The 19482-nt window shown below is 74.9% G+C and carries 21 protein-coding genes; 14 read left to right on the top strand and 7 right to left on the bottom strand.

The genetic code is table 11. The annotated features are described in order from the left end of the window. Positions 1-3 precede the first annotated feature (3 nt). The gene (locus tag WCD41_RS25295) at positions 4-597 is read left to right on the top strand and encodes a peroxidase-related enzyme (protein ID WP_337702473.1); all 594 of its coding nucleotides are present in this window, start codon (positions 4-6) and stop codon (positions 595-597) included. Positions 598-612: 15 nt separating this feature from the next. Here WCD41_RS25295 and WCD41_RS25300 read toward each other — a convergent pair whose 3' ends face one another. Then, on the bottom strand, positions 613-1497 hold the full coding sequence (locus tag WCD41_RS25300) for a LysR family transcriptional regulator (protein ID WP_337717724.1): 885 nt from the start codon (positions 1495-1497) through the stop codon (positions 613-615). Between the two features lie 64 nt (positions 1498-1561). On the opposite strand from WCD41_RS25300, the gene WCD41_RS25305 reads away from it, so the two are divergent. Genes WCD41_RS25305 through WCD41_RS25335 form a run of 7 tightly spaced genes read left to right on the top strand, consistent with a single transcriptional unit; the run spans position 1562 to position 9080 of the window. Beyond that, positions 1562-2722, top strand: a complete 1161-nt coding sequence (locus tag WCD41_RS25305; RefSeq protein WP_337717726.1) for an acyl-CoA dehydrogenase family protein — start codon at positions 1562-1564, stop codon at positions 2720-2722. A gap of 34 nt (positions 2723-2756) precedes the next feature. Continuing rightward, positions 2757-3494, top strand: coding sequence for an SDR family oxidoreductase (locus WCD41_RS25310; RefSeq protein WP_337702466.1), 738 nt, complete (start codon positions 2757-2759; stop codon positions 3492-3494). Continuing rightward, positions 3491-3943 carry an LLM class flavin-dependent oxidoreductase gene (locus WCD41_RS25315; RefSeq protein ID WP_337717728.1) on the top strand — a complete coding sequence of 151 codons (453 nt, stop codon included), beginning with the start codon at positions 3491-3493 and terminating at the stop codon, positions 3941-3943. Before WCD41_RS25310 ends, WCD41_RS25315 begins: the two co-directional genes overlap by 4 nt. Then, a complete protein-coding gene (locus tag WCD41_RS25320) occupies positions 3940-5196 on the top strand; it encodes an LLM class flavin-dependent oxidoreductase (RefSeq protein WP_337717730.1) in 1257 nt (418 codons plus the stop codon). Before WCD41_RS25315 ends, WCD41_RS25320 begins: the two co-directional genes overlap by 4 nt. After that, on the top strand, positions 5193-6491 hold the full coding sequence (locus tag WCD41_RS25325) for an MFS transporter (RefSeq protein WP_337717732.1): 1299 nt from the start codon (positions 5193-5195) through the stop codon (positions 6489-6491). The genes WCD41_RS25320 and WCD41_RS25325 overlap by 4 nt, the downstream gene beginning before the upstream one ends. 13 nt (positions 6492-6504) lie before the next feature. Further along, positions 6505-7887, top strand: coding sequence for an LLM class flavin-dependent oxidoreductase (locus WCD41_RS25330; RefSeq protein ID WP_337717734.1), 1383 nt, complete (start codon positions 6505-6507; stop codon positions 7885-7887). Next, positions 7884-9080: an acyl-CoA dehydrogenase family protein gene (locus WCD41_RS25335; protein WP_337717736.1), complete on the top strand. Its 1197-nt coding sequence runs from the start codon at positions 7884-7886 to the stop codon at positions 9078-9080. The genes WCD41_RS25330 and WCD41_RS25335 overlap by 4 nt, the downstream gene beginning before the upstream one ends. On the opposite strand, the gene WCD41_RS25340 is transcribed toward WCD41_RS25335, so the two are convergent. After that, positions 9071-9256, bottom strand: a complete 186-nt coding sequence (locus WCD41_RS25340; protein WP_373695193.1) for a hypothetical protein — start codon at positions 9254-9256, stop codon at positions 9071-9073. The two genes, WCD41_RS25335 and WCD41_RS25340, sit on opposite strands and share 10 nt — an antisense overlap. A 325-nt stretch (positions 9257-9581) precedes the next feature. On the opposite strand from WCD41_RS25340, the gene WCD41_RS25345 reads away from it, so the two are divergent. Together WCD41_RS25345 and WCD41_RS25350 are read left to right on the top strand one after the other, a co-directional pair. Further along, positions 9582-10169 carry an NADPH-dependent FMN reductase gene (locus WCD41_RS25345; protein ID WP_337717738.1) on the top strand — a complete coding sequence of 196 codons (588 nt, stop codon included), beginning with the start codon at positions 9582-9584 and terminating at the stop codon, positions 10167-10169. Positions 10170-10173: 4 nt separating this feature from the next. After that, a complete protein-coding gene (locus WCD41_RS25350) occupies positions 10174-10536 on the top strand; it encodes a winged helix-turn-helix transcriptional regulator (RefSeq protein ID WP_337717741.1) in 363 nt (120 codons plus the stop codon). A 3-nt stretch (positions 10537-10539) separates the two neighbouring features. Here the strand turns inward: WCD41_RS25350 and WCD41_RS25355 are convergent, their stop codons facing one another. The 5 genes from WCD41_RS25355 to WCD41_RS25370 all read right to left on the bottom strand — a co-directional run bounded on the left by WCD41_RS25355 (position 10540) and on the right by WCD41_RS25370 (position 15001). Further along, positions 10540-11754, bottom strand: a complete 1215-nt coding sequence (locus tag WCD41_RS25355; protein WP_337717743.1) for an acyl-CoA dehydrogenase family protein — start codon at positions 11752-11754, stop codon at positions 10540-10542. Beyond that, positions 11751-13037 carry an NtaA/DmoA family FMN-dependent monooxygenase gene (locus WCD41_RS25360; RefSeq protein ID WP_337717745.1) on the bottom strand — a complete coding sequence of 429 codons (1287 nt, stop codon included), beginning with the start codon at positions 13035-13037 and terminating at the stop codon, positions 11751-11753. The genes WCD41_RS25355 and WCD41_RS25360 overlap by 4 nt, the downstream gene beginning before the upstream one ends. Then, positions 13034-13972, bottom strand: a complete 939-nt coding sequence (locus tag WCD41_RS25365; RefSeq protein ID WP_337717747.1) for an LLM class flavin-dependent oxidoreductase — start codon at positions 13970-13972, stop codon at positions 13034-13036. The genes WCD41_RS25360 and WCD41_RS25365 overlap by 4 nt, the downstream gene beginning before the upstream one ends. 81 nt (positions 13973-14053) lie before the next feature. Further along, positions 14054-14185, bottom strand: coding sequence for a putative leader peptide (locus WCD41_RS31185; RefSeq protein ID WP_373695194.1), 132 nt, complete (start codon positions 14183-14185; stop codon positions 14054-14056). 153 nt (positions 14186-14338) lie between these two features. Then, the gene (locus WCD41_RS25370; RefSeq protein ID WP_337717749.1) at positions 14339-15001 is read right to left on the bottom strand and encodes a GntR family transcriptional regulator; all 663 of its coding nucleotides are present in this window, start codon (positions 14999-15001) and stop codon (positions 14339-14341) included. A 423-nt stretch (positions 15002-15424) separates the two neighbouring features. Between WCD41_RS25370 and WCD41_RS25375 the strand changes: the two genes are divergently transcribed. The 4 genes from WCD41_RS25375 to WCD41_RS25390 are packed head-to-tail and all read left to right on the top strand — an operon-like array spanning position 15425 to position 19468. Then, positions 15425-16342: a dihydrodipicolinate synthase family protein gene (locus tag WCD41_RS25375; RefSeq protein ID WP_337717751.1), complete on the top strand. Its 918-nt coding sequence runs from the start codon at positions 15425-15427 to the stop codon at positions 16340-16342. Beyond that, a complete protein-coding gene (locus WCD41_RS25380) occupies positions 16339-16998 on the top strand; it encodes a cyclase family protein (protein ID WP_337717753.1) in 660 nt (219 codons plus the stop codon). Before WCD41_RS25375 ends, WCD41_RS25380 begins: the two co-directional genes overlap by 4 nt. Further along, complete coding sequence (locus tag WCD41_RS25385; protein WP_337717755.1) at positions 16995-18152, top strand: LLM class flavin-dependent oxidoreductase; 1158 nt, start codon at positions 16995-16997, stop codon at positions 18150-18152. The genes WCD41_RS25380 and WCD41_RS25385 overlap by 4 nt, the downstream gene beginning before the upstream one ends. Further along, complete coding sequence (locus WCD41_RS25390; RefSeq protein ID WP_337717758.1) at positions 18149-19468, top strand: NtaA/DmoA family FMN-dependent monooxygenase; 1320 nt, start codon at positions 18149-18151, stop codon at positions 19466-19468. Before WCD41_RS25385 ends, WCD41_RS25390 begins: the two co-directional genes overlap by 4 nt. The last annotated feature ends 14 nt before the right edge of the window (positions 19469-19482 follow it).

Below are 19482 nucleotides of genomic sequence, written 5' to 3' on the forward strand. Positions count from 1 at the left end.
CGCATGACCGCCACGTTCTCCGGACCCCGCCTCTCGCGCCTGCGTGTTCCCGCGCGCGACGAGCTCACGCCGAGTGCCCGACGACTCGCCGACACCACCGAGAAGGCCGAGGGATACGTCCCGAACTGGATCGAGGCCTTCGCGCTCGGCGGCGAGAACACGAATCGTCTCAACGCCTATCTGTTCCCGCTCCTCGAGGGCGCCGCCGATTCCCCGGGCGACCTGACGGGGCGTGAGCGAGAAATCCTCGCGACGATCGTCTCGGTCACCAACGGCTGCAGCTACTGCCACGCGCTGCACGTGGACACCCTGGGCAAGGTGCTCGAGGACCACTGGCTCGCGCACCGCATCGGTCTGCACCACGCCGAGGTGGCGGAGCTCAGCGACCGGGAGCGCCTGCTCGCCGACCTGGCGCTGACGCTCACGCACACCCCGGGCGAGATCTCCGACGACCGCATCGAGGCGCTGCGCGCGGTGGGCCTGTCCGACGAGGACATCTTCGAGGCGGTCCAGGTCATCTCCATCATCAACGCGACCAACCGGATCACGCTCGCCCTCGGCGTCCTGCCCGACGAGCAGATCTTCGCGAACCGCTGAGTCGTCGTGCCGGGTCTACGGGAAGACGCCGTGGGCGCTCCGGGAGGCCCGGCGCACGACGATCTCCCGGAACACCCGCACGACCTCACCGGCCTCCGCGGAGTGCACCAGGGCGACCGTGACCGCCTCCGGCGGGTGCAGCGGGCGCCAGGCCAGCGCGTCCCGGTCGGCGTCGGTCAGCGAGAGCTCGGGCAGCACGGCGACGCCGACGCCCGCGGCGACCATCGCCTTGGCCGTCTCGGTGTTGTCGGCGCGGTGCACGACGTCGGCGCCGGGCAGCAGCGCGTCGACGAGCTCGGCGACGCGGTAGCCGGGGCGGTGGGCGACGAGGCGCTCGCCGTCGAGCTCGGCGGAGGTCACCACGTCGACCTCGTCGGGGTCGGCCAGCCAGTGCCCGACCGGCACGCAGACGCCCAGCCGGCAGGTCAGGAGCGGGACGAGGGTGAGGTCCTGGGCCTCGGGGCCGACCACGACCAGGCCCGCGTCGAGCTCGCCGCTGCTCACGCCGGCCACGATCTCGGCCGAGCCCGCGGCGCGGACCCGCAGCTCGAGGCCCGGGGCGGCGGCGAGCAGGTCGGCGGTCGCGTCGGCCAGCACCGTGCCGACCGCCGCGCTGACCGCCCCGATCCGCAGCCGCCGCACGCCGCCGCCCGCGACGACGTCGGCGATCTCCTCGGCCGCGGCGACGATCCGCTCCAGGGCGGGACGGACGGCCTGGCCCACGGTCGTCGCGGTCACGCCGCGCCGGCTGCGCCGCAGCAGCTCCGCCCCCAGCTCGCGCTCCAGCGAGCGCGCGCCCTCCGACAGCGTCGACTGCCCCACGCCCAGCTCGCGGGCGGCCGCCGAGAACGACCCCGTCCTCAGGATGGCCAGCACCGCGCCGGCCTGCTCCACCCGCATCTCCCGAGCCTGGCACGCGCCGTGCTCGACCGACCCCCAGACGACCCCAGCGAAGGCAGCTCCCGTGACGACGACCTCACCCGCTCCGACCCTGCTCACCGAGGACCTGCTCGCGCGCGTGCACGCCCGCGCCGGTGACTACGACCGCGAGAACCGGTTCTTCCACGAGGACCTCGACGACCTGCGCGACGCCGGGCACCTGCGCGCGCCGGTCCCCGCCGAGCTCGGCGGCGGCGACCTGACCCTCGACCAGGTCGCCCACGCCCAGCGCCGCCTGGCGTACTACGCCCCCTCGACCGCGCTGGCGACGACCATGCACCTGTACTGGGTCGGCTCGGCGGCGGACCGCCACCGCGCGGGCGACACGTCGCTCGACTGGCTGCTGGACGACGTCGTCGCGGGCAAGGTGATCGCGGCCGGGCACGGTGAGCCGGGCAACGACACCGCCATCGACGACGCCCGCACCACGGCGACCCCGGTCGACGGCGGCTACCGGATCACCGGCCACAAGATCTTCACGTCCCTGGCGCCGGTCTGGGACTGGCTGGGCATCCACGCCCGCGACGACTCCGACCCGGACCGCCCGCGCATCGTGCACGCGTTCGTCGCGCGCGACGCCGCGGGCGTGCGCACCGAGGAGACCTGGGACACCCTCGGTGTCCGGGCCACCGCGAGCCACGACACCCACCTCACCGACGTCTTCGTCCCGACCGAGCGCGTCGTCGACGTGCACGACCTCGGCGCCGGCCCGGGCCCCTACGTCGCCGGCGTCTTCCCGTGGGTGCTCCCGCTGCTCGGCAACGTCTACTACGGCGCCGGGCGCCGCGCGGTGGACGTCGCCCTCGAGCAGGCCCGCTCCCGCACCGCGCTGAGCCTGGGCGGCGCGCCGGTCGCGGAGAAGCCGTTCGTGCAGTACCACGCGGCCGAGGCGGAGCTGCTGCTCGAGGGCGTCGGCGCGCAGCTCGACCGCCTCACCGCCGACCTGACCGCGGGCGTCGACCTCGGCGACCGCACGCTGCTCAAGCTCTTCGCGGCAAAGGAGAACGGCACCCGCGTCGCGCGCAGCGTCACCGACCTCGCCCTGGAGATCGCCGGTGCCTCCTCGATCAGCCGCCGCAACGAGCTCGAGCGGCTCTACCGCGACGTCCGCGCGGGCAGCTTCCACCCGCCGAACTCCGACACGGTGCGCGACCTGATCGGCAAGACGGTCCTGGGGCTCGTGTGACACGCAGCGGAGCGGAGCCGGAACGGGAGACGCTGTGACGTCCCTCGACGGCGAGGTCGTCCTGATCTCCGGCGGCGCGCGCGGGATGGGCGCCAACCACGCCCGCCGCGCCGCCGAGGCGGGCGCCCGGGTGGTGCTCGGCGACATCGACGGCGCGGGGGTCCGGACCGTCGCGAAGGAGATCGGCGGGGCCGCGGTGGCCGTCGACCTCGACGTCACGAGCGCGGCGGACTGGGCCGCGGCCGTGAGCGTCGCCGAGGACGCCTTCGGTCCGGTCACCGGCCTGGTCAACAACGCCGGCATCTTCGGGCACGGCGACACGCAGACCGTCGACCTCGAGGTCTTCCGCGCCGTGCACCGGATCAACGTCGAGGGCACCCTGCTCGGCATCCAGGCCGTCGCGCCCGCGATGACGCGGGCCCGGCGCGGCAGCATCGTCAACATCTCGTCGGTCGCCGGCATGATCGGGATCGAGGACCACCCGGCGTACGTGTCGAGCAAGTGGGCGGTGCGGGGCCTGACGAAGGCCGCCGCGCTGGACCTCGGCCACCACGGGATCCGGGTCAACTCGGTGCACCCCGGGCGGATCGTCACGCCGTTCATCGACGGCCTGGACTCGAGCATCCTGCCCAACCAGGTCGTCCGCGAGCCCGGGCAGCCCGACGACGTCAGCGCGCTGGTGCTGTTCCTGCTCGGCGCGGACTCGCGGTTCTCCACGGGATCCGAGTTCGTCGTCGACGGCGGGCGCTACCTGGGCGAGTTCCGGCCGTGAGCTTCGCCGAGATCCTCGCCGACGCCACCGCCCGCGAGGAGGCCGGAGAGCCCCGGGTGCTGATCCGCGACGGGGACGTGTTCGTCCTCGCCGCGGCGGTGGCGGCGCGCACGGCGACGATCCGGATCGGCGTCGCCGTCGACACCGCCCGCACCCACCCCTACGTCGCCGCCCGCAAGCTCGCCGCGCTCGACAAGATCTCGCTGGGGCGCGCGGAGTGGCTCCCCGAGGACAGCGAGCCGGCGCGCCGCGACGAGGCCGTGCACCTCGTGGAGGCGCTGCTGGCGTCGTGGGGACCGGGGGCGACGGTGAACGACCGGGAGCGCGGCGTGCACGTCGACACCGACCGGATCACCGCGGTGCACCACGACGGGCGCTGGTGGAGCGTGCACTCGCCCCTCGACGTGCCCGCCGGGCCGCAGGGCGTCGTCCCCCGGGTGGTCGCGTGAAGCTCTTCGCCGAGTTCCACCACAGCGGCGACCACGAGGGCGCGTGGCGCCTGCCCACCGCGCGCCCCGACCGCACGAACGACGCCGGCTACTACGTCGAGCGGGCCCGGATCGCCGCCGAGGGCGGGTTCTCGCACGTCTTCTTCGCCGACTTCGTGGGCTACGACCCGGTGGTCCGCCACCAGGTCCGCTGGCCGTTCGAGCCGACGACGCTGCTCGGCGCGGTGGCCGCGACGGTGCCGGACATCGGGGTGGTGGCCACCGGGTCGACGGTCTTCGCCTCGCCCGACGACCTCGTCGACACGTTCGCCACGCTGCAGGACGTCAGCGGCGGGCGCGCGGGCTGGAACATCGTCACCGCCGGCGCCCCGGTCGCCGCCGCGGCGTTCGGCCGGGAGGCCGTGCCCGCCCACGACGCGCGCTACGACGCCGCGGACGCCGTCGTCGACCACGTGCGCGCGGCGTTCACCGAGGAGACGCGGCCGCTGTTCGTGCAGGCCGGGGCGTCGCCGCGCGGGCGGACGTTCGCCGCCCGGCACGCCGACGCCGTCTTCGCCGCGACCCCCGACCGCGAGGCCGCCCGCGCGTTCCGCGACGACCTGCACGCCCGCGCCGCGGCCCTGGGACGCCCGGCCCCGCTGCTGCTGCCCGGGTTCCTCGTCACCCTGGGCTCCACCGACGAGGAGGCGCGCCGGCGCCGCCGGCAGCTCGACGACCTGCTCAGCGAGGGCACGATCGCGACCCTGCTCGACCAGTTCGGCCTCGACCTGCCCGGCGTCGGGCTCGACGACCGGCTGCCCGACGGACTCGTCACGGGCGCCGGGTTCCAGGGCATCCGCAGCCGCGCGGCGGTGCTCGAGGGCGTCGCCCGCGAGCTCGGCCCCGACGTCACCCTGCGCGGGCTCGTCCGCCACGTCGCGGGCAGCCGTGGGCACCTCCAGCACACCGGCACCCCGGAGGCGATCGCCGAGATCATGGCGGACTGGGTGGGTGCGGGCGCCGCGGACGGGTTCGTCGTGAAGTTCTCGCACAACCCCGGCGGCGCGGAGGACTTCGTCGACGGCGTGACCCCGCTGCTGAGGGCCCCGGGGACTGCTCGACACATCACGTTGACCCGCGCGGGTGACCCTGGTGGACTCCCTGCCCGTGTTCCTGACCCGCCGCCGGCACGTCGACCTCGGTCGCGTCGGCGCCCAGGGCTGTCGTCGCTGACTCCCGTCAGCCGACTCGACAACCCCCAGGACCCCCCGTGAGCACCAGCACGCCCACCGCTGCCCCCGCGCGCACGCCGCGTCGTGTCGCCCTCGCCAGCGCCATCGGCACGACCATCGAGTGGTACGACTTCTACCTCTACGCCACGGCCACCGCGCTGGTGTTCAACCAGCTGTTCTTCCCCTCGATCAGCCCCACCGCCGGCACGCTCGCCGCGTTCGCGACCTACGCCGCGGGCTTCGGCGCACGCCCGATCGGGGCCGTGATCGCGGGGCACCTCGGTGACCGCCTCGGGCGGCGCACGGTCCTGGTCGGAGCCCTCGTGCTCATGGGCACGGCGACGACGCTGATCGGCCTGCTCCCGTCGTTCGCGACGATCGGCGTCGCGGCGCCGGTGCTGCTCGTGGTGCTGCGGATCCTCCAGGGCCTCGCCGTCGGCGGCGAGTGGGCGGGCGCCGCGATCCTGGCCGTCGAGCACGCCCCGCCGCGGCGGCGCGGGTTCTTCGGCAGCTTCACCCAGCTCGGCTCGCCGGCCGGGATGCTGCTCGCCACCGGGCTGTTCTTCCTGGTCCGCACGGCCGTCGGCGACGCGGCGTTCGTGGACTTCTGGTGGCGGCTGCCGTTCCTGGCCAGCGCGGTGCTGGTGATCGTCGGGCTGGTGATCCGGCTGCGCATCTCCGACGCGCCGGAGTTCACCGCCCTGCGCGAACAGGGCAAGGTCTCGCGGCTGCCCGTGGTCGAGGTGTTCCGCGCCGCGCCCCGCGAGGTCCTGCTGACCACCGGGCTGCGGCTCTCGCAGATCGCGCTGTTCGTGCTCATCACGACCTACGGCCTGACCTACATCGCGAGCGAGATCGGCCGCGGCAGCAGCGCCGGCCTGATCGCCGTGGTGATCTCGTCGGCGCTGGGGCTGGCCACCACCCCGCTGTGGGCGATCCTGTCCGACCGCATCGGGCGGCGGATCCCGTACCTGCTCGGCGCCGTCGGCGGCACGCTGACCCTGCTGCTGTTCTTCCTCGCCGTCGGCACCGGGTCGACGTGGCTGGTCGTGCTGGCCGTGGTGCTCGCCATCAACGTCACCCACGACGCGATGTACGGACCGCAGGCGGCGTGGTTCGCCGAGCTGTTCGACGTGCGCCTGCGCTACAGCGGCGCCTCGCTGGGCTACGGGATCGGCTCGGTGATCGCCGGCGGCTTCGCACCGCTGGTGGCCGCGGCCGTCGTCGGGGCCACGGGGTCGTTCGTGCTCGTCGTGGTGATCTTCGCGGGCGTCTCGGTGCTGACGATCCTGTCCGCGGTGTTCGCGCGCGAGACGGCGTTCGACGACGCGGTCTGAGAGAAAGGACGCCGTGTCCCCCGAGAAGCGGAGAATCCATCTCAACGCGTTCGCCATGAACTGCGCCGGCCATCAGTCGGCGGGCCTGTGGCGCCACCCTGACGACGAGGGCTTCCGGTACACCGACCTCGACCACTGGATCGCGCTGGCCCGCACGCTCGAGGACGCCGGGTTCGACGCGCTGTTCCTCGCGGACGTCCTGGGGATCTACGACGTGCACGGCGGGTCGCGGGACGCCGCCCTGCGGGCCGGTACGCAGGTGCCCCTCGGCGACCCGATGCTGCTCGTCCCGGCGCTCGCGGCGGCCACGTCGCGGCTGGGTTTCGGGGTGACGGTGTCGGTGAGCTACGAGCACCCGTACGCCCTGGCGCGGCGGTTCACCACCCTCGACCACCTGACCAAGGGCCGCGTCGCCTGGAACGTCGTGACCGGCTACCTGGCCAGCGCGGCGGCGAACCTCGGGCTCGGCGAGCAGCTCCCCCACGACGAGCGCTACGCGATGGCCGAGGAGTACCTCGAGGTCTGCTACAAGCTCTGGGAGACCTCCTGGGACGAGGACGCCGTGGTCCGTGACGCCGAGCGGGGCGTCTACACCGACCCGGCGAAGGTGCACGACGTCGCGCACCACGGTACGTGGTTCGACGTGCCGGGGCCGTTCCTCTGCGAGCCGTCGCCGCAGCGCACGCCGGCGATCTTCCAGGCGGGCGCGTCGTCGCGCGGGAAGGCGTTCGCCGGCCGGCACGCGGAGGCGGTGTTCGTGTCCGGGCCCTCGACCGCCGTCGTCGCGAAGTCGGTGGCGGGCATCCGCGCGGCGGCCGCCGAGGCCGGGCGCGACCCGGAGTCGGTGACGGTCTTCGTGCAGCTGGCGCCGGTGGTGGCGCCGACGTCCGCGGCGGCGCACGAGCTCTACGAGTCCTACCTCGCCGCTGCCTCCCGCGAGGGCGCCATGGCGCTCTTCGGCGGCTGGACCGGGCTCGACCTCTCCGACGTGCCGCCCGACGAGCCGCTGCGCCACGTGCACACCGACGCGGGACAGACCGCGCTCGCCTCGTTCACCACCGACGACCCGGATCGCGAGTGGACGATCGACGAGATCGCCGCGCACCTCGCGGTCGGCGGCCGCGGCCCGGTCGCGGTGGGCTCGCCGGCCGAGGTCGCCGACGAGATGGAGCGCTGGATCGACGAGACCGGCGCCGACGGCTTCAACCTCGCCTACGCGGTCACGCCCGGCACGTTCGAGCAGGTCGCGGAGCTCGTCGTCCCCGAGCTGCGCCGGCGCGGGCGGATGCCGGAGGTCGCGCCGTCCGGGACGCTGCGGGAGGTCCTGGGCGGCACGGGCCCGCGGGCGGACGCGAGCCACCCGGCCGGAGCGCTGCGGGCCAAGGCCGCCCGATGAGCCCGGCATCGCGGACGGCCGCCGAGCCCGAGGTCGCCGCGCTGCTCGCGGAGATCGCCGAGGGCGCCGCGGAGCGGGAGCGGTGCGACGTCTCGCCGTTCGAGCAGGTGGCCGCGGTCGCACGGGCCGGGCTGGGCGCCCTGTCGCTGCCCATCGGCGAGGGCGGGCGCGGTGCCTCGGTGCGCGAGGTGCTGGCGTTCGTCGTCGACCTGGCCGAGGCCGACCCGATCGTCGCCCACGTCCTGCGCACCCATTACAGCCAGGTGCTGGGCTTCCTGCGCAACCCCGACCCCGACGTGCGGGAGCGCTGGGTGGACGAGATCCGCGCGGGCAAGGTGTTCGGGAACGCGATCAGCGAGACCGGGCCGTCCGCGGCCGGCGGGCACCAGTTCGACACGCGGCTCGACGAGGTCGACGGACGCCTGGTGCTGAACGGCACGAAGTACTACAGCACCGGAACGCTGTACGCGGACTGGATCGCGGTGGCGGCGCGGGTGCCCGACGACCGGGTCGCGACGGTGATGGTGCCCGCCGACGCGCCCGGGGTGTCAGTGATCGACGACTGGGACGGCATGGGCCAGGGCCGCACGGGCACGGGGACGACGGCCTTCGCGGACGTGACGGTGGAGCCGGGCGACGTCCTGGGCTCACGACCGCGGCTGGAGGCGCGCCCGCCCGGGGACGTCGCGTTCCTGCAGCTCTACCTGCACGCGCTGGTGGCGGGCATCCTGCGCTCGGTCGCCACCGACGCGGCGGGCGTGGTCCGGTCGCGGAGCCGCACCTTCGAGCATGCCGCCGCCGCGCAGGCCGTCGACGACCCGATCCTGCAGGAGACCGTCGGCCGGCTGGCGGCGACGGCGTGGATCGCGGAGTCGGCGGTGCTCACGGCCGCCGACACGATCGACACCGTGATGCAGGCCTGGGCGAAGGGCGAGCCGACCGACGACCTGCTGCTCGCGGCGTCCCTGGCGCACGTGTCGGTGAAGGTGCACCTCGACGCGGTCGGGCTCGAGGCGGCGACGGCGCTGTTCGACGTCGGCGGCGCGTCCGCGTCCAGCCGCGCCCGCAACCTCGACCGGCACTGGCGCAACATCCGCACGCTGACGCTGCACAACCCGGCGAGCTACAAGGCCGCCGCCATCGGCCGCCACCTGATCTCCGGCGACCCGCTCCCGGTCAACGGCTACTTCTGACCGGCCGGCTGCGGGTCAGCGGACTCCGCCTCCGTGAGCGTCTCGGACTGCGGGGAACCCTCGGGGGCGAGCAGCCCCTCCTGGCCGGCGACGAGGACGGGCACGGTGATCTGACCGGCCACGTTGGTCGCAGTCCGGATCATGTCCATGATCGGGTCGACGCCGACGAGAGACACGGGAACTTCCTTCGACGATGGCGACAGGGACGGGGTCGGCTCAGCCCCGACAGCCCGTCGTCACCCGGCGGCACAGGTCGATCACGCGCCGGCGCGCCAGAGGCGCCGATCCCATCTTCCGCACACTGATCGCTGTTCCTCCCGGGCCCCGTCGCGCGCAACGGTGCCGTTGGGGCACGGCACTCCGCGCGGCTTCGGGGCGCGCGTCCCCCGCCTGAGGCGCGCACCACAGCCGGCCGCCTGACCAGCACCGCTACACCGGTGTGACGCCGGGACGGGGATGTGCCTCCTTCCGAACGCACCGGGACCGGCCGACGATCACCTCATGACCAGGATCGCCGTCGTCGTCGGCAGCACCCGCCCCAACCGGCTCGCCCCCGCCGTGGCCCGCTGGGTCCTCGGGGTCGCAGCCACGCGCCCCGGCGCCGTCCACGAGCTGCTGGACGTGGCGGACTTCGACCTCCCCCTCTACGACGAGCCGTGGCCCGCGATGGTCGGCAGCTACGAGGGCGCGCACACCCGCCGCTGGGCCGACGCCGTGGCCTCGTACGACGGCTTCGTGGTCGTCACCGGCGAGTACAACCACGGACCGCCCGCCGCCCTGAAGAACGCCCTCGACTACCTCTACGCGGAGTGGAACGACAAGCCGATCGGCTTCGTCGGCTTCGGCGGGGCCGGGGGCGCCCGCGCGGTCGAGCAGCTGCGCCTCAACTCGATCGAGCTGCGCATGGCGCCCGTCGCCGCGTCGGTCGGGCTGGTCAGCGCCACCGACTTCGCCTCGCACACCGAGATCGCGCCGACCGCCGGCCGCGACGCGCAGGTGCACACGCTGCTCGACCAGGTCGAGACGTGGGCGCGGGCGCTCGCCTCGGTCCGTGGCGGTGGGATCACGGCGTCCCCGGTGGCACGATGAGGATGTGACCGCCCCGCGTGATCCCGCCACCTGCGCCGCGCTGCGGGACACGCTGGACCGCGTCGGGAGCAAGTGGGCGCTGGCGATCATCTCCAGCACGCGCGACGCGCCGGTGCGCTTCGCGGCGCTGGAGCGCTCGCTCGACGGGATCAGCCGCCGGATGCTGTCGCTGACCCTGCGCGAGCTCGAGCGCGACGGGCTGCTCGAGCGCCGGGTCCACCCGACCACGCCGCCCCAGGTGGAGTACCTCGCCACCGACATGGCGCGCGAGCTGCACGACACCGTCGCACACCTCTCGGGGTGGGCGGTCCGCCACCGCGACGCCGTGGCCTCAGCGCGGGCGGAGTACGACGGCTCCCGTCCCTGACGGTCAGGGCGTCGGCGTGCTCCACGCCGACCACTCCGCCGACGGCGAGACGCCGTTGAGCAGGTGGTCGCCGATGAGGCGCGCCTTGAACACCGCGGGGTTGTGCGACGCCAGCGTCCGCGCGTTGCGCCAGTGCCGGTCGAGGCCGCGCCCGGACGAGGTGGCGGACGCGCCGCCGACCTCGAACAGCTCGTTCGTGGCGCCCAGCACGGTGTCCACGACGACGAGCTGGGTGCGGTAGACCGCGAGCTCGGCCGCGTCGACCGCCTCTCGCGCGAGCCCGCGGGGCCCGGCGGTGTCGACGGCCGCCTGCACCGCGCGGGCCGCGCTCGCCACCAGCTCGTCCGCGGTGAACGAGGCCGCCGACACCCGCCCGACGATCTCCTGCACCAGTGGGTCATCGCGCGGGATCGCGCCGCGGCCCGTGACGAACGACCGCCGGCGCGGGCGGACGAAGCCGACCGTGTCGCGCACGACGGCCCGGCCGATGCCGGCGAGGACGGCGAGCAGGTAGAGCTGGAAGAACGCCGTGGAGTGGGTCAGCACGCGGTCGCGGTAGTCGGCGACGTGGTCGGGGTCGATGTCGACGTCGTCGAACACGGTGGTGCCGCTGCCGGTGAGCCGCTGCCCGAACCCGTCCCAGTCGTCGTCGCGACGGACACCCGGGGCCTGGGCGGGCACGGTCGCGGTGACCCGGTCCCCGTCGAGCTGCGCGTTGACGGTGATCCAGTCCGCGAAGATCGTGCCGGTGCTGTAGTACTTCGTCCCCGACAGCAGCAGGCGCTCGCCCTCACGCCGCAGGACGGTGGACGGTGCGGACGACGGGGCGTCGCCGCGCTCGCTGGCGGCGTTGCCCACCAGCCCGCCCGCGACGGCGTCCTCGAGCCAGCGGTCCCGCCGGGCCGACGCCGGCGCCACCAGCTGCTGCTCGACGTGACCGAAGTGCCCGCGCAGGAGGTGGGCGACGTTCGCGTCGGCCTCGGCGAGCCGCGTGACCAGCGCGATCAGCTCCGGCACCGCGGCCTCGCCCCCGCCGTACGCGCGCGGGACGCGCAGCGCGCCGAAGCCCAGCGCACGCAGCCGCTCGACCGGCGCCCAGGGCAGCGTTCGCCCCTCCTCCCGGGCGAGCTCCCCCTCGTGGATCTCGGCGAGGACCTGCTCGAACGCGTCGGGCGGGGTCCCGGACGGTGCCGCCGCGGTGGGGAGCGTGTCGGTCATGCGGTGGCCCCCTTCTCCGCACCGGTGCCGGCGAGCCCGTAGCGCTCGCGCAGCGTCGTCCCGGCGTACTCATGGCGGAACAGGCCGCGCGCCCGCAGGAGCGGGACGACGTGCTCGACGAAGTCCTCGAGCCCCGAGGGCAGCGCGTCGGGCATGAGGTTGAAGCCGTCGGCGGCCCGCGTCTCGAACCAGTCGGCGATGGTGTCGGCGACCTGCTCGGGGGTGCCGACGACCAGCCGGTGCCCGTAGCCGCCGAACTCCCGCAGCAGGCCCCGCAGCGTGGGACGGCGCTCGCGGGCCACCCGCACGACGGCCTCCCGGAAGCCGAGCGCGCCGCGGAAGCGCTCCGGCTCCGGCGGGTCGTCGAGGAGATGGTCGGGGACCGGGGCGTCGAGGTCGAGGGTGGCCAGGTCGACGCCGAGCACGCCGCCGAGGCGCCCGAGCGCGTGGCCGGCGGGGACGTGGCGCTCGTAGGACTCGTGGCGCGCCAGGGCCTCGGCCTCGGTGCCGCCCAGCACGGTGACCAGTCCCGGCAGGATGCGGATCGCGTCGGGATCGCGGCCGAGGCGCCGCGCCCGGTCCTTGACGTCGGCGTAGTGCCGCTGTCCGGCCTCGAGGGTCAGCTCCGCGGAGAACACGGCGTCGGCGGAGCGGGCGGCGAGGTCGCGTCCCCACGCCGATCCCCCGGCCTGCACGATCGCCGGCGCCCCCTGGGCCGAGGGCGGCACGGTGAGCAGGCCGTCGAGGGCGAGGTGCTCGCCGCGGTGGTGGACCGCCCGCCCGGTGGCCGCCGAGTCCCAGAGCGCGCGGACCACGTCGACGAACTCGCCGGCGCGGGCGTAGCGGGTGGCGCGGTCGGGGTGCCCGTCCAGACCGAAGTTCGCCGCCGTCGCCTCGTGGTACGTGGTGACCGCGTTCCACCCCAGCCGCCCTCCGGACACGGTGTCGAGGGAGAGCAGGCGGTCGGCGAGCTCCACGGGGTCGTTGAACGTCGTCGACGCGGTGACGATCAGGCCGAGGTTCTCCGTCGCCGCCGCGACCGTACCGAGCACGACCGTCGGCTCGAGATTGCGCGACGGCTTCATCCGCGGGTCGTCGCGGATCGCCGGGACGTCGGCGAGGAACAGCGCGTCGAGCGCGCCCCGCTCGGCGAGCTCGGCGCAGCGCCGGTAGTGCTGCGGGTCGAGGAACGAGCGCCCGTGGAGATCCGGCGCCCGCCACGCGGCGAGGTGCAGGCCCACGTCGAGGACGTTGACGTTGAGGGTGAGCTGGTCGTTCCTCATCGGGTGGCTCCACTCCCTGCCGCCGAGGCGGGCACGGGAGCGAACGGGCGCCCGGCTCCCGGCGGCGTCGGGGCGCGGTCGGGCAGGCCCAGGCGCCGGCGCAGCGTCGTCGAGGGCGCGGCGGGGGCGTCGCGGGGGTCGCGGAGGCGGTCGGCGAGCCCCTCCGGCGGCAGGTCGTCGAGGCGCACCACGACCCCGTCGACCCCGGCCGGCGGGCACACACCGGGGCCCGAGACCGGCACGAACCGCGGACCGGGAGCCAGGACCACGCCCGGGCCGGGCACCACCAGCGCGTCGGCGACGGCGTCCGCGGGCCCGCTGTCGGCGCCGCCGGTCCACCACCACAGCACCACCGGCTCGCCCTGCGGGCCCTCGGGCAGCGGCAGCGGGCCGGCGACGTCGAAGGCGCCGCGGTGGTCGACGTGGGCGATCCGGTGCGACTCGGTGAAGACGCCGCGCCGGTGGTCGGCGACGACGGCGTCGGCGGGCCAGCTGCGCCACAGCTCGCGGACGACCGTGACCGCGTCGGCGGTCGTCGCCGTGCCCAGCGCGTGGTCGGTCCAGACGGGCGGGCCGCCGAGCGCGCGCAGGTCGCGGTCGCCGACGAGCCAGCCGGCGCGTCCGTCGCTGACGTGGTCGAGGGAGGCCACGCGGCGGGCGAGGTTGAACGGGTGGTCGCGCTGCGGCGCGGCGGTGACGACGAGGCCGATGCGCCGCGTGTGGTGCGCGAGCAAGGTCGCGACGACGCTCGGGTCGAGCCCGGGTGCCGTGAGCACGGCCTGCTCGGCGGGGCCGGCGACCCGCTCGGCGCCGATCAGTACGGCGTCGGCGCGGGAGTCGTCGAGCGCGCGGCCGAGTCGGGCGGCCCCGGGACCGCCGGGGGCGAGCCAGGCGGCGGCGCGGTCGCCGTCGAGACGCAGGAGGACGGCGGTCATGACAGGTGTGCGTGCACGAGTGGTCCCTGACCTCGGGGTGAATCGGACGAGGTTGGTGACGCCGCGCGAGCGGAGGTGCTGCTAGCGGCGCGGCGGCACGCACGCACAGATCGCGCTCGCCTGCCGACGGAGGTCGACGTGGCGGCGCGTGCGGAGCGCGACCGAGAGGGACATCGCGCTCGAGCATCGCAGACGCCCCGCCGCCCGGTCCATGCCGCGGATCACTCGGGGTGGGCGAGCGTCACTTGGTGGCGAGCTTGGCCACCGTCAGCAGAACGACCGCGTCCTCCACGGCCTCGAGGCGGTGGCGCGCGTCGGGCACGACGAGCAGGTCGCCGGCGTCCGTCCAGGAGTCCATCGTGCGCCTCAGCTGGCGGCGTCGGCACCCTCGTCGCGCACGAGGGCGGCGATGCGCACGTCGCGGGTGCGCTCGAGGTGCTCGCGCAGGGCCCTTCTCGCCGTGTCCTCGTCACCCGCCACGATCGCATCGAGCACGACCTGGTGCTCGTCGTCGGTGGACTCGAGGTTCGCCGACCGGGTCATGTCGCCGGTGTCGTGCAGCGCGAGCTGGCGGGCGAGGCGCTCCAGCATGTCGGTGATCGTGTCGTTGCGGCACGAGCGCCGCAGGACCGCGTGCCAGCGCCCGTGCAGCCGGCGCGACTCCTCGGGGTCGTCGACGTCGCGGGCCTGGTCGTGGACGTGCTGCAGGCGCGCCAGGTCGAGGCTCGACCGGTGCCGCGCCGCCGACGCCGCCGCCTCGGCCTCCAGCGCGATGCGCGCCTGGTAGATGTCGACGACCTCGCCCGGCGTCAGCGTCCGCACCACCGGCCCGCGCGGACCCCGCACGATCAGCCCGTCGGCCTCGAGGCGCACGATCGCCTCGCGCACCGGCGCGCGTCCCAGCCCGAAGCGGGCGGCGACCGCCGTCTCGAGCACCGGCGACCCCGGGGCGAGCGCGCCGCCGGTCAGCTCCTCGAGCAGCCGATCGTGCGCGGTCTCGCCCGCACTCGTGCTCGAGGCGGCGGTCATGGGTCCTCCCCGGGGCCGGATCGGGAGAACTCTAGAGCACGCGTCGACGAGGGCCCGGCGTGACGCAGATCGTGTCGACGCGCGTAGACGCATGTCGCCACGTGGTTGCGCAGAGCCTCGCGCGGTGTCTACCGTCGGGAGTGCACCGACAAGGAGAGAGGGGCCCGGCATGAACTGTCAGCGCGACCTCCTCTCGCACCCTCGCGACACCCGCGGTGACCGCGGCTGCCGCAGCTGTCGTCCCTGACCTCGGTGCACAGCCGCTTTTGACGCGGCACCCCTCCCCCTGACGCCCACGGGCCCCCGCGCTGACGCGCGCCCGGCCGTGGCCCCCGTCTCGGATCGCCCCGTCTCCCGTGCACGAACGCACGCGGTCCCCGTGACCGCGCCCGCCGCCGTGCGCCCACGCCCGGAAGGTCACCCATGACCGACACCGCCCCTCTCCCGCCCGGCCTGGTGGTCGCGGCGCTCACCCCGTTCGTCGGCGACTCCGTGCGCGTCGACCAGCGCCGCCTCGCCACGCAGGTCGGGCACATCGCCGCGTACGCGCCGGCGGCGATCAGCGTCGCGGGCGTGGAGAGTCAGGAGTTCCAGGTCCTCGGGCGCCGGGCCCGGCTGGCGATGCTCGAGACGGTGGTCGCCGCGGCGCCGGGCGTGCCGGTCGTCGCCGGCGTCTCGAGCCCGTCGCTGGCCGAGTCGATCGCGCTGACGAAGGAGGCCGCGAAGCGCGGGGCCTCGCTCGCGCTGGCCGTCGCGTCACCCAAGCCGTGGGGCGCGGCCCCGACCGGCGACGAGGCCCACCGCTGGTTCTCGCTGCTCGCGGACGCCAGCCCGATCCCGGTGATGCTCTACAACAACCCGCGCCTGGGCGTGGACCTCTCCGTCGACACCATCGCCCGGATCGCCAGCCACCCCCAGGTCGCCGGGCTCAAGGAGACCTCGCGCGACGAGGCGAAGCTGCTCGGCCTGGTGTCCCGCGTCGCCGAGCACGCCCGCGTGTTCACCAACATGGAGATGCTGCTCTCGACGCTGGTGCTCGGCGGCGCCGGCGCCATGCTGCCGACCCCGGGCCTGCCGATCGCCGCGCGGGTGCTGGACGCGGTGCGCCGCGGCGACCACGAGGCCGCCGCCGCGGACGCGCTGTTCTTCGCCGACTTCCCGAGCCGCTGGAATGCGCTCGGCTTCCTGCCCGCCGTCAAGGCCGCGGCGTCCCTCATGGGCTGCGATCTCGGCCGCCCGCTGTGGCCGTGGGACGGCCTCGACGAGACCGCCCGCGCCGACCTCGCCGCCCACCTCGCCAAGTGGGACCTGCTCGACCACTTCACCCGGGAGTCCCGATGACCCTGCACGACCTCTCCCACCAGCTCTGGGCCGGCATGCCGAAAATTCCGATCCTGCCCGAGGTCGAGCGCCACCAGATCGCCTCGATGGCCGACGGCGCGCCCCTGGACATCTCGTCGATCACGCTCGCGCTCCACGTGGGCACGCACGTCGACGCGCCCTCGCACGCGGTGCCCGGCGGCGCCTCCATCGACGAGATCCCCCTCGAGCGCTTCCACGGCCGTGCCGTCGTCGCCTCGGTCGACCGCAAGCCCGGCGAGGAGATCACCGTCGACGACGTCCTCGCCGGCGGCCCCGAGCCGCAGCGGGGCGACTTCCTCGTGCTGCACACCGGCTGGGGCGAGCGCTTCACCTCCGAGGAGTACGGCGACCACCCGAGCCTGTCGGTGGAGCTGGCCCGCTGGGTCGTCGAGCGCGGCATCCCCTTCGTCGGCGTCGACATGATCACCCCCGACCTGCCGGTGCACCGCCGCGGCCCGGACTTCGCCTTCGACGTCCACCGCACCCTGCTCGGCGCGGACGTGCTGATCGCCGAGAACCTCACCGGCCTCGTGCCGCTCGCCGGTGGCCACGCCCTGCTGCGCGCGTTCCCCCTCGCCGTGCGGGGCGGCGACGCCGGGCCGGCGCGGATCGTCGCCGAGGAGCTCCCGTCATGAGCCGTCCCCTCGACCGCGTTCCCGGTCCCCTCGACGACCCCACCAGTCCCCTGTCGCGGGCCGCGCAGGCGCCGCTGATGCTCGGGCTCTTCCTGCCCCTGCAGACCGGCGCGTTCTCGCAGTCGACGCTGCCGCGCGACACCCGCTGGGACTTCGAGTACAACCGCGCGCTGACGGCCCGGGCGGAGAGCGCGGGCTTCGAGTTCGTCTTCGGCCTGCAGCAGTGGGTCGGCCAGGGCGGGTTCGGCGGGGAGATGGCCTACCGCGAGAACTTCCTCGACCCGTTCATCTCGACGGTCGCCCTGGCCGCGACGACGTCGTCGATCCTGTCGCTCTCGACGGTCCACGTGCTCTACGGCAACTGGCACCCGCTGCACCTCGCGCGCTTCGCCGCCACCGCCGACCACATCTCCGGCGGGCGCTACGGGCTCAACATCGTCACCGGCTACGCGGAGAAGGAGCCGCGGATGTTCGGGATGGAGCGCGTCGACCACGACCGCCGCTACGAGCAGGCCGACGAGTTCACCTCGATCATGGAAGACCTGTGGGCGGGCCGGTCGAACCTCACCTACGACGGCGCGTTCTACCGGCTCCACGAGGCCTACGTCTCGCCGCGGCCGCGCTACGGGCGCCCGATCCTCGTGGCCGCCAGCGGCTCGCCCGCCGGCTACGCGTTCGCCGGGCGCCACGCCGACATCGTGTTCACGTCGAGCCCCGCCGGTGCCGATTTCGACGGCGCCATCGACGCGCTGCCCGAGCACGTGGCGACCATCAAGCGCGCCGCCCGCGCCGAGGGCCGCGAGGTCAAGGTGATCATCTTCCCGCTGATCGTCTGTCGGGAGACCGACGCGGAGGCGCAGGCGTACCGGGACGCGATCGTCGAGCACGCCGACCACGGCTCGCTCGAGAACTACCACGCCCGCCACACCGGCGGCGACAGCCAGGCGTGGCCGCAGCACGTGCTCGCCGACCGCGCCCTCGGCGGCCACCTGCAGATCACCGGTGGCCCGGAGAAGGTCGCCGAGTCGCTCGAGCGCCTGCACGCCGCGGGCTTCGACGGCGTCCAGCTCGGCTTCTACGACTACGAGCCCGACCTGGAGCAGTTCGTCGAGACGGTGCTGCCGCTGCTGGAGAAGAAGGGGCTGCGGCCGTGAGGTCGGAAGCCGTCCTGACCGCGACCGTCATGGGCCTGGGCATGCACCAGGGCGCGTGGCGGTTCCGCGACGGCGACCCGTTCGACCACCTGGGACCCGGCTACCACCTCGAGAACGCGCGCCTCGCCGAGGCCGGCGGGCTCCACGCGCTCTTCCTCGCCGACACCCTCGACGGCTCCGAGGAGCGCTACGCCCGGCCCTCGCTCGGCGCGCTCGACCCGGCCGTCGTGCTGGCCACGCTCGCCGCGGCCACCGAGCGGATCGGGCTGGTGGCGACGTCGTCGACCAGCTTCAACGAGCCGTACAACCTCGCGCGGCGCATGGCGAGCCTCGACGCGATGAGCCGCGGGCGGGCCGGCTGGAACGCGGTGACGACGTTCGTGCCCGGCGCCGCCGCGCAGTTCGGCGACGCCCCGCTGCCCGACCACGCGGCGCGCTACGCCCGCGCCGGGGAGTTCCTCGACGTGGTCAAGGGCCTGTGGGGCAGCTGGGACCCGGCGGCGCTGGTCGGCGACAAGGGCACCGGCCGCTACGTCGACACCGACCACGTCCACGCTCTCGACCATCGCGGCGAGCACTTCGCCGTCCGCGGCCCGGCGACCCTGCCGCCCTCGCCGCAGGGCCGGCCGGTGATCTTCCAGGCCGGCTCGTCCGGGCCGGGGCGCGACCTCGCCGCCCGGCACGCCGACGTCGTCTTCACCGCGCAGAACACCCTCGAGGCGGCGGTCGCGTTCCGCACCGATCTCCGGGAGCGGGCGGCCGCGCTGGGCCGCGACCCCGACCACCTGCTCGTCCTGCCCGGTCTCGTGCCGGTGCTCGGCGACACCACCGCGGACGCCCAGGACCGCAAGGAGCATCTGGACCGGGCCCGCGGCATCGGTCCGGAGCTGGACAAGCTCGCACTGCGGGTCGGCGTGCCGGTCGCCGACCTCGAGCTCGACGCGCCGCTGCCGGTCGAGCGCATCCGCGCGAACGAGGGCTTCCGCGGCTCGCACGGGTTCCGCGACGCCGCCGTCGAGCTCGCCGTGCGCCGCGGCCTGACCGTGCGCGAGCTGCTCGCCGAGAACGGCGGCGGGCACCTGCAGGTCGTCGGCACCCCCGACAAAGTCGCCGACACCGTCGAGACCTGGCTCGACGCCGGGGCCGCCGACGGCTTCAACCTCATGATCGATGTCCTGCCCGACGGCCTCGCCGCCGTCGTCGACGAGGTCGTGCCCCGCCTGCGCAAGCGCGGCCGGTTCCCCGCCGACTACGTCGGCACGACCCTGCGCGAGCACCTCGGCCTGCCCCGTCCCGCCCTGCCGCTCCCCGCCTGACCCTCCCCCGCACC

Source organism: Actinomycetospora aeridis (assembly GCF_037400275.1).
In the GTDB taxonomy this organism is placed as follows: domain Bacteria; phylum Actinomycetota; class Actinomycetes; order Mycobacteriales; family Pseudonocardiaceae; genus Actinomycetospora; species Actinomycetospora aeridis.

What these genes read in the sequence shown, in the direction of transcription:
- WCD41_RS25295 (WP_337702473.1), top strand. Translation starts at nt 4, where the DNA reads ATGACCGCCACGTTCTCCGGACCCCGCCTCTCGCGCCTGCGTGTTCCC.
- WCD41_RS25300 (WP_337717724.1), bottom strand. Translation starts at nt 1,497, where the DNA reads ATGCGGGTGGAGCAGGCCGGCGCGGTGCTGGCCATCCTGAGGACGGGG.
- WCD41_RS25335 (WP_337717736.1), top strand. Translation starts at nt 7,884, where the DNA reads ATGAGCCCGGCATCGCGGACGGCCGCCGAGCCCGAGGTCGCCGCGCTG.
- WCD41_RS25345 (WP_337717738.1), top strand. Translation starts at nt 9,582, where the DNA reads ATGACCAGGATCGCCGTCGTCGTCGGCAGCACCCGCCCCAACCGGCTC.
- WCD41_RS25355 (WP_337717743.1), bottom strand. Translation starts at nt 11,754, where the DNA reads ATGACCGACACGCTCCCCACCGCGGCGGCACCGTCCGGGACCCCGCCC.
- WCD41_RS25360 (WP_337717745.1), bottom strand. Translation starts at nt 13,037, where the DNA reads ATGAGGAACGACCAGCTCACCCTCAACGTCAACGTCCTCGACGTGGGC.
- WCD41_RS25365 (WP_337717747.1), bottom strand. Translation starts at nt 13,972, where the DNA reads ATGACCGCCGTCCTCCTGCGTCTCGACGGCGACCGCGCCGCCGCCTGG.
- WCD41_RS31185 (WP_373695194.1), bottom strand. Translation starts at nt 14,185, where the DNA reads ATGGACCGGGCGGCGGGGCGTCTGCGATGCTCGAGCGCGATGTCCCTC.
- WCD41_RS25370 (WP_337717749.1), bottom strand. Translation starts at nt 15,001, where the DNA reads ATGACCGCCGCCTCGAGCACGAGTGCGGGCGAGACCGCGCACGATCGG.
- WCD41_RS25375 (WP_337717751.1), top strand. Translation starts at nt 15,425, where the DNA reads ATGACCGACACCGCCCCTCTCCCGCCCGGCCTGGTGGTCGCGGCGCTC.
- WCD41_RS25380 (WP_337717753.1), top strand. Translation starts at nt 16,339, where the DNA reads ATGACCCTGCACGACCTCTCCCACCAGCTCTGGGCCGGCATGCCGAAA.
- WCD41_RS25385 (WP_337717755.1), top strand. Translation starts at nt 16,995, where the DNA reads ATGAGCCGTCCCCTCGACCGCGTTCCCGGTCCCCTCGACGACCCCACC.